The following is a 6,194-nucleotide window of genomic DNA, read 5'->3' as shown; positions in this document are numbered from 1 at the left end:
CCGGACGGGCGGTCCGGCCGGTCCGTCCTTCACGGCCGGTCCGTCCCGCACGGCGGGTCCGTCGTTCACGGCCGGTCCGTCCTTCACGGCCGGTCCCTCCCGCACGGCCGGTCCGTCCCGCACGGCGGGGCCGCCCGTTTCTCCCGCATCCGCGGCTTCCGCGGCTTCTCCGTTCTCCCTGCTTTCTCCGGCTTCCTCCGTCGTGGTGCCGCTTTCGGGTCCTGTGATGTCCGGCACGGCTTCGTCCGGCGTGTAGGCGCATAAAAGGTGGATAAGCCGCGGACGGAGTCACGGGTCTGTGACCGGAGGGCACCCGCTGTGGCTCCGCCGGGGGCCGGCGCGATATGGATGGAGCATGAGCAGCCACGGGGGAGCCCGCCACGGCGCGGCCGACGAACCAACGAGTTTCGGTCTGCAACCGCCGAACCCGAACCCGCCCGCGTCCGTGCCGCATCCGGGCAACCCGTACGCGGCGCCCACGCAGGTGGTCCCGCAGCAGCCCCAGCAGCAGGCACAACCGCACCAGCAGGCACAACCGCAACCGCATCGGCAGGCGAACCCCCACCAGCAGGCGCCGGTCCGGCCGTCGGCGACTCCGCCGGCACCGGCCCAGCCGTCCCGCCCTGAGCCGAGCCGACCTCGATCGCCGCAGGACGATCCGGGCGCCGGCCGGCTCATCGCCGGCCGTTACCGGCTGCTCTCCAAGCTCGGGCACGGCGGTATGGGCACGGTGTGGCGGGCGGCGGACGAGACGGTGGACCGCGAGGTCGCCGTCAAGGAGCCCCGCGTCCCGGACCACCTTCCCGAACGCGAACGCGCCAACGCCTTCGAGCGGATGCGCCGCGAGGCCCGTGCGGCCGCCCGGCTCGATCACCCCGCGGTGGTCAACGTCCACGACGTCGCGGTCGTGGACGGGCGGCCGTGGATCGTGATGGAGCTGGTCCAGGGCCGTTCCCTGGGCGCCGTGCTGCAGGAGGAGGGCACCCTGTCCGCGCGCGAGGCGGCCACGATCGGTCTGGAGGTGCTCGGCGCGCTGGAGGCCGCGCACGCGGCCGGCATCCTGCACCGGGACGTGAAACCGGACAACATCCTCCTCGGCCGGCACGACCGGGTCGTCCTCACCGACTTCGGCATCGCCCAGATCGAGGGCGAGACCAACCTGACGGACACCGGCGGTTTCGTGGGCTCGCCCGAGTACATCGCGCCCGAGCGGGTGCTGGGCCGGCGTCCGGGCCCCGCCTCCGACCTGTGGTCCCTCGGGGTCGTGCTGTACGCGGCCACGGAGGGCGTCTCCCCGTTCCGGCGCAGCAACACGCCCGCGACACTCCAGTCCGTCCTCAACGCCGTGCCCGCACCGCCCGCCGCCGCGCAGGGCCCGCTCGCCGAGGTCATCACGGGACTGCTGCAGAAGGACCCGGCGCATCGCCCGGACGCCGCCCGGGTGCGCGCGCTGCTGGAGCCCGTCGCGAACCCGCCCGCGCCCCCGCCCGCCGGAACCGTCCACACCCCGGGTCCCGGCGACGACGCCGATGCCGGTTCCGGCAGGGGGACCGGGGGCAAGGGCGTCCTGGTCGGCTACAGGACGCTGGGCGGTCTCGGTGCGGCGGTCGTCGCCGGAGCGGTGGCCGTGTACCTGGTGATCGCGGATCCGTTCGCGGGACCGCTGCCGGACGACTGGAAGACCCACAGGGAGAAGGACGTCGCGGCGTCCGTGTCGGTGCCGAAGGACTACCGGCGCACCGTTCCCGATCCGGAGAAGTCCTTGGGCGGCACCGATGAGCACTGGGTCAGGTACACGGACCACAGCGGCAGCATATGGGTCGGTCTGGAACTGGACCGGAAGGCCGAGGACACGGGCGACGCCATCGAGTCCTCCGCCGACGCCGAGATGTACGACGACAACAAGAACTTCAAGGCGAACGGCAGTTACGTCCTCGACATGCCGGAGAACCCGGCGACGTGGCCGAAACCGGACCTCACGTACAAGGGGGGGAAGGCCGCGGAGAACACCGTCGTCTACAAGACGGACGACAGCCAGAACCCCCTTCCCCGGGAAATGCGGATCTTCTACTACATGACACCCGGCGGGGACATGTACAAGCTCACCGTCAGCTATCCGGGCAAGGGCGACTTCACGGAGCGCGGACGCGAAGTGGCGGAGACCGTGATCGCCAACGTGGACCTCGGCACGTCCTGAGCCGGACGGGACGGGCCGCACGTCCGGGCCGGGCGGCCGGTGACCCCCGCCGGCCCCCGCCGCACGGACGAACTCCCGGCCGGCGGGCCCGGGGGCACGCCCGGGGAGAGGGAGGGGCGGTGGTGTCCGGGAACCTCCGCGACCGGCTCGAGATCGGGGCGGTCCGGCCGTCAACGCCCTGATCAGCGGGTTTGTCGCCAGCGTTCACTGGCGCGGTGGGCGAGCGGTCCGTGAATCCGTTACCGACGGGTACACAAAGTGTTCGCGCGGGCATACCCTGCGGCTCATGACGGACGCGCAGACCCGGCACACGACCGGTACCAATCCCCTCGCCCCCTCCCCGGCGGGGGCCCGGACCGCGGCCGACGTGGTCACGCCCGAACTGGTGGCCCAGCTCACCAAGGGCGTCGTCGGGTCGGGACGGACCGCCAACCACACGCCGTTCACCGGTGAGAAGCTGGCCGACCTGCCCGAGTCGACCCCCGAGGACGTGCAGCGGGCCTTCGAGGCGGCCCGGGCCGCCCAGGCCGTGTGGGAGCGGACTCCGGTGCGTCAGCGGGCCGCCGTGCTGCTCCGCTTCCACGACCTGGTCCTGGAACGGCAGGCCGAGGTGCTCGACCTGATCCAGCTGGAGACCGGCAAGGCCCGCCTGCACGCCCACGAGGAGGTCCAGGGCGTCGCCGTCGCGGCCCGCCACTACGGCCGCCGGGCGGCCGCGTACCTCCGGCCCAAGCGGCACGCGGGCGCCATACCGGCCCTCACGAAGGTCACCGAGCGGCGTCACCCGCGCGGCGTCGTCGGCCAGATCGCCCCCTGGAACTACCCGCTGGAACTCTCGGTCGGCGACGCGCTCCCGGCGTTCGTGGCGGGCAACGCGGTCGTGATGAAGCCCGACACGGAGACCTGCCTCACCGCCCTGTGGGCCCGTGACCTGCTGATCGAGGCCGGACTGCCCGCCGGCCTCTTCCAGGTCGTCCTCGGGGAGGGGCCGGTCGTCGGGCCGGAGGTCGTCGAACGCGCCGACTACGTCTCCTTCACGGGCTCCACCCGCACCGGCCGCGAGGTCGCCCGGCTCGCCGCCTCCCGGCTCGTCGGCGTCTCCCTCGAACTGGGAGGGAAGAACGCCATGCTGGTCCTGGAGGACGCCGACCTGGACAAGGCGGCCGCGGGCGCCGTCCGGGCCTGCTTCTCCTCCGCGGGCCAGCTCTGCATCTCCATCGAGCGGCTGTACGTCCACGAGGCGGTCGCCGACGCCTTCCTGGAGCGCTTCGCCGCCCGGACCCGGGCGATCCGCCTCGGCACCTCCCTGGCCTACGGCGCCGACATGGGCTCCCTGGTCGGCGAACGCCAGCTGGAGGCGGTCACCCGGCACGTGGACGACGCCGTCGCCAAGGGTGCCGAGGTGATCACGGGCGGCACGGCGCGCCCGGACATCGGCCCGTACTTCTACGAGCCGACCATCCTCGACGGCGTCGAGGAGTCCATGAGCGTCTGCACGGAGGAGACCTTCGGCCCGGTCGTCTCCGTCTACCGCTTCGGATCCGACGAGGAGGCCGTCGAACGCGCCAACGCCACCCCGTACGGCCTGAACTCCTCGGTCTGGACGAAGGACGCCCGGCGCGGCCACGCGGTGGCCGCCCGGCTGCGCACCGGCACGGTCAACATCAACGAGGGGTACGCACCCGCCTACGGCAGCGTCCAGTCGCCGATGGGCGGCATGAAGGACTCCGGCCTCGGCCGCCGGCACGGCTCCGAGGGCATCCTCAAGTACACCGAGGCCCAGACCGTCGCCCACCAGCGGTTGCTGCCCATGGGGCCCGCCCTCGGCATGGACGACGAGCAGTACGCGGCGCTCATCAGCCGGAGCCTGCGCCTGATGAAGGCGTTCCGCCTCCGCTGACCGACGCGCGGCAGCACCGACCGCCCGGGCCGCCCCGACGGCTCGGACTGCCCGGGCCGCCCCGACCGCCCAGCCGACAGTCCCGCACCGCAGCTTTCGACGAGGAGAGCACGTGTCACAGGAGAACTCCGTCCGGGCACCGGACGACGACGGTCACCCCACCGCGCCCGCCACCGCGCCCGGCACGGCGCCCGCCACCACGTCCGGCACCGACGCCGACTCCGGGTACGACTACGACGTCCTCGTCGTCGGTTCGGGCTTCGGCGGTTCGGTCACGGCCCTGCGCCTGACCGAGAAGGGGTACCGCGTCGGCGTCCTGGAAGCGGGCCGCCGCTTCACCCGCGCGACCCTCCCGAAGACCTCCTGGGACCTGAAGAACTACCTGTGGGCCCCCCGGCTCGGCATGTACGGCCTCCAGCGGATCCACCTGCTCGGCAACGTCATGGTCCTGGCCGGCGCGGGCGTCGGCGGCGGCTCCCTCAACTACGCCAACACCCTCTACGTACCGCCCAAGCCCTTCTTCGACGACCCGCAGTGGCGCGACATCACCGACTGGCAGGAGGAGCTGAAGCCGTACTACGACCAGGCGCAGCGCATGCTCGGCGTACGGCTCAACCCGACGACGACCACGACCGACGTGCACCTGAAGGCGGCGGCCGAGCGGATGGGCGTGGGCGACACCTTCCACATGACCCCGGTCGGCGTCTTCTTCGGCGACGGCGAGGACGCCGACGGGAAGGCGAGGGCGAAGCCGGGACAGGAGGTGTCCGACCCGTACTTCGGCGGGGCGGGGCCGTCGCGCAGGGCGTGCGCGGAGTGCGGCGAGTGCATGACGGGCTGCCGGCACGGCGCGAAGAACACCCTCAACGAGAACTACCTGTACCTCGCCGAGAAGGCCGGTGCGGTCGTCCACCCCATGACGACGGCCGTGTCGGTGACGGAGGACGCGCAGGGCGGATTCGCCGTCGCCACGCTGCCCACCGACAAGCGCCGCAAGGGCAACGGCCGGACCTTCCGGGCCCGCCGGGTCGTGCTGGCCGCCGGCACGTACGGCACCCAGACGCTGCTGCACCGCATGAAGGCCGACGGGCGGCTGCCGCACCTCTCGGACAGACTGGGCGAACTGACCCGCACCAACTCCGAGGCCCTCGTCGGCGCGCAGACCGACGACCGCCACTACCGCAGGGCGACCGGGGCGCCCCGGGTCGACTTCACCCGCGGTGTGGCCATCACCTCGTCGATCCACCCCGACGAGCACACCCACATCGAGCCGGTCCGCTACGGCCGCGGCTCCAACGCGATGGGCATCCTCTCGATCCTCCAGATCCCGTACGCCGGAACCGAGTCGGGCGCGGCGAGGGTCCTGGGCTGGCTGGGGCACGCGGCGAAACACCCCTGGCTGATGATGCGTTCGCTCTCCAAGCGGCGCTGGTCGGAGCGGACCATCATCGCCCTGGTGATGCAGTCGCTGGACAACTCCCTGACGACGTACCTGAAGCCGTCCGGTCCGGGCCGCGGACTGCTCACCGCCCGTCAGGGCCACGGCAGTCCCAACCCCAAGCAGATCAAGGCGGCCGGGGAGGGCGCGTCCGCCCTGGCCGCCGAGATCGGCGGGTTCGCCGGCTCCAACATCGGCGAGCTGACGGGCATGCCGCCGACGGCCCACTTCCTGGGCGGCTGCACCATCGGCGCCACCCCGGAGACCGGGGTGATCGACCCGTACCACCGGCTCTACGGCCACCCCGGCATCTCGGTCGTGGACGGATCGGCGGTCTCCGCGAACCTGGGGGTGAACCCGTCCCTGACGATCACGGCGCAGGCCGAACGGGCGATGTCGTACTGGCCCAACAAGGGCGAGCCCGACCGGCGGCCGGAGCAGGGCGCGGCGTACGAGCGGCTCCGGCCGGTCGGGCCGAAGTACCCGGCGGTCCCGGCGGACGCCTTCGGCGCCCTGAAGCTGCCGTTCCTGGGCATGCCGGCGATGCCGCCGAAGAAGCAGGCCGAGAAGAAGCAGGCCGAGAAGGAGCAGGCGGAAAAGAAGTAGACGGGGAAGAAGCAGGCGGGGAGAGGAGGAAGGGGCAAGGGGGAGGGACCTGC

3 protein-coding genes are annotated in these 6,194 nt (G+C 72.5%); all 3 read left to right on the top strand.

Annotated elements, in window-relative coordinates; translation table 11 throughout:
- Positions 1–355: 355 nt before the first annotated feature.
- The 3 genes from AOK18_RS05460 (at position 356) to AOK18_RS05450 (ending at position 6,141) form a co-directional block, all read left to right on the top strand.
- On the top strand, positions 356–2,197 hold the full coding sequence (locus tag AOK18_RS05460) for a serine/threonine-protein kinase (RefSeq protein ID WP_079104859.1): 1,842 nt from the start codon (positions 356–358) through the stop codon (positions 2,195–2,197).
- A gap of 286 nt (positions 2,198–2,483) precedes the next feature.
- Positions 2,484–4,097 (top strand): succinic semialdehyde dehydrogenase, encoded by a 1,614-nt coding sequence (locus tag AOK18_RS05455; protein WP_055693566.1) that lies wholly within the window; start codon positions 2,484–2,486, stop codon positions 4,095–4,097.
- Positions 4,098–4,209: 112 nt separating this feature from the next.
- Positions 4,210–6,141 carry a GMC oxidoreductase gene (locus tag AOK18_RS05450; protein WP_079104858.1) on the top strand — a complete coding sequence of 644 codons (1,932 nt, stop codon included), beginning with the start codon at positions 4,210–4,212 and terminating at the stop codon, positions 6,139–6,141.
- Positions 6,142–6,194 lie beyond the last annotated feature (53 nt).

The organism is Streptomyces prasinopilosus (genome assembly GCF_001419695.1).
Taxonomy (GTDB): Bacteria; Actinomycetota; Actinomycetes; order Streptomycetales; family Streptomycetaceae; genus Streptomyces; species Streptomyces prasinopilosus.
This window is presented reverse-complemented; position numbering and strand designations above follow the sequence as displayed.

Excerpts from the sequence above, each read along its gene's own strand:
- AOK18_RS05460 (WP_079104859.1), top strand. The coding sequence starts at position 356 with ATGAGCAGCCACGGGGGAGCCCGCCACGGCGCGGCCGACGAACCAACG.
- AOK18_RS05455 (WP_055693566.1), top strand. The coding sequence starts at position 2,484 with ATGACGGACGCGCAGACCCGGCACACGACCGGTACCAATCCCCTCGCC.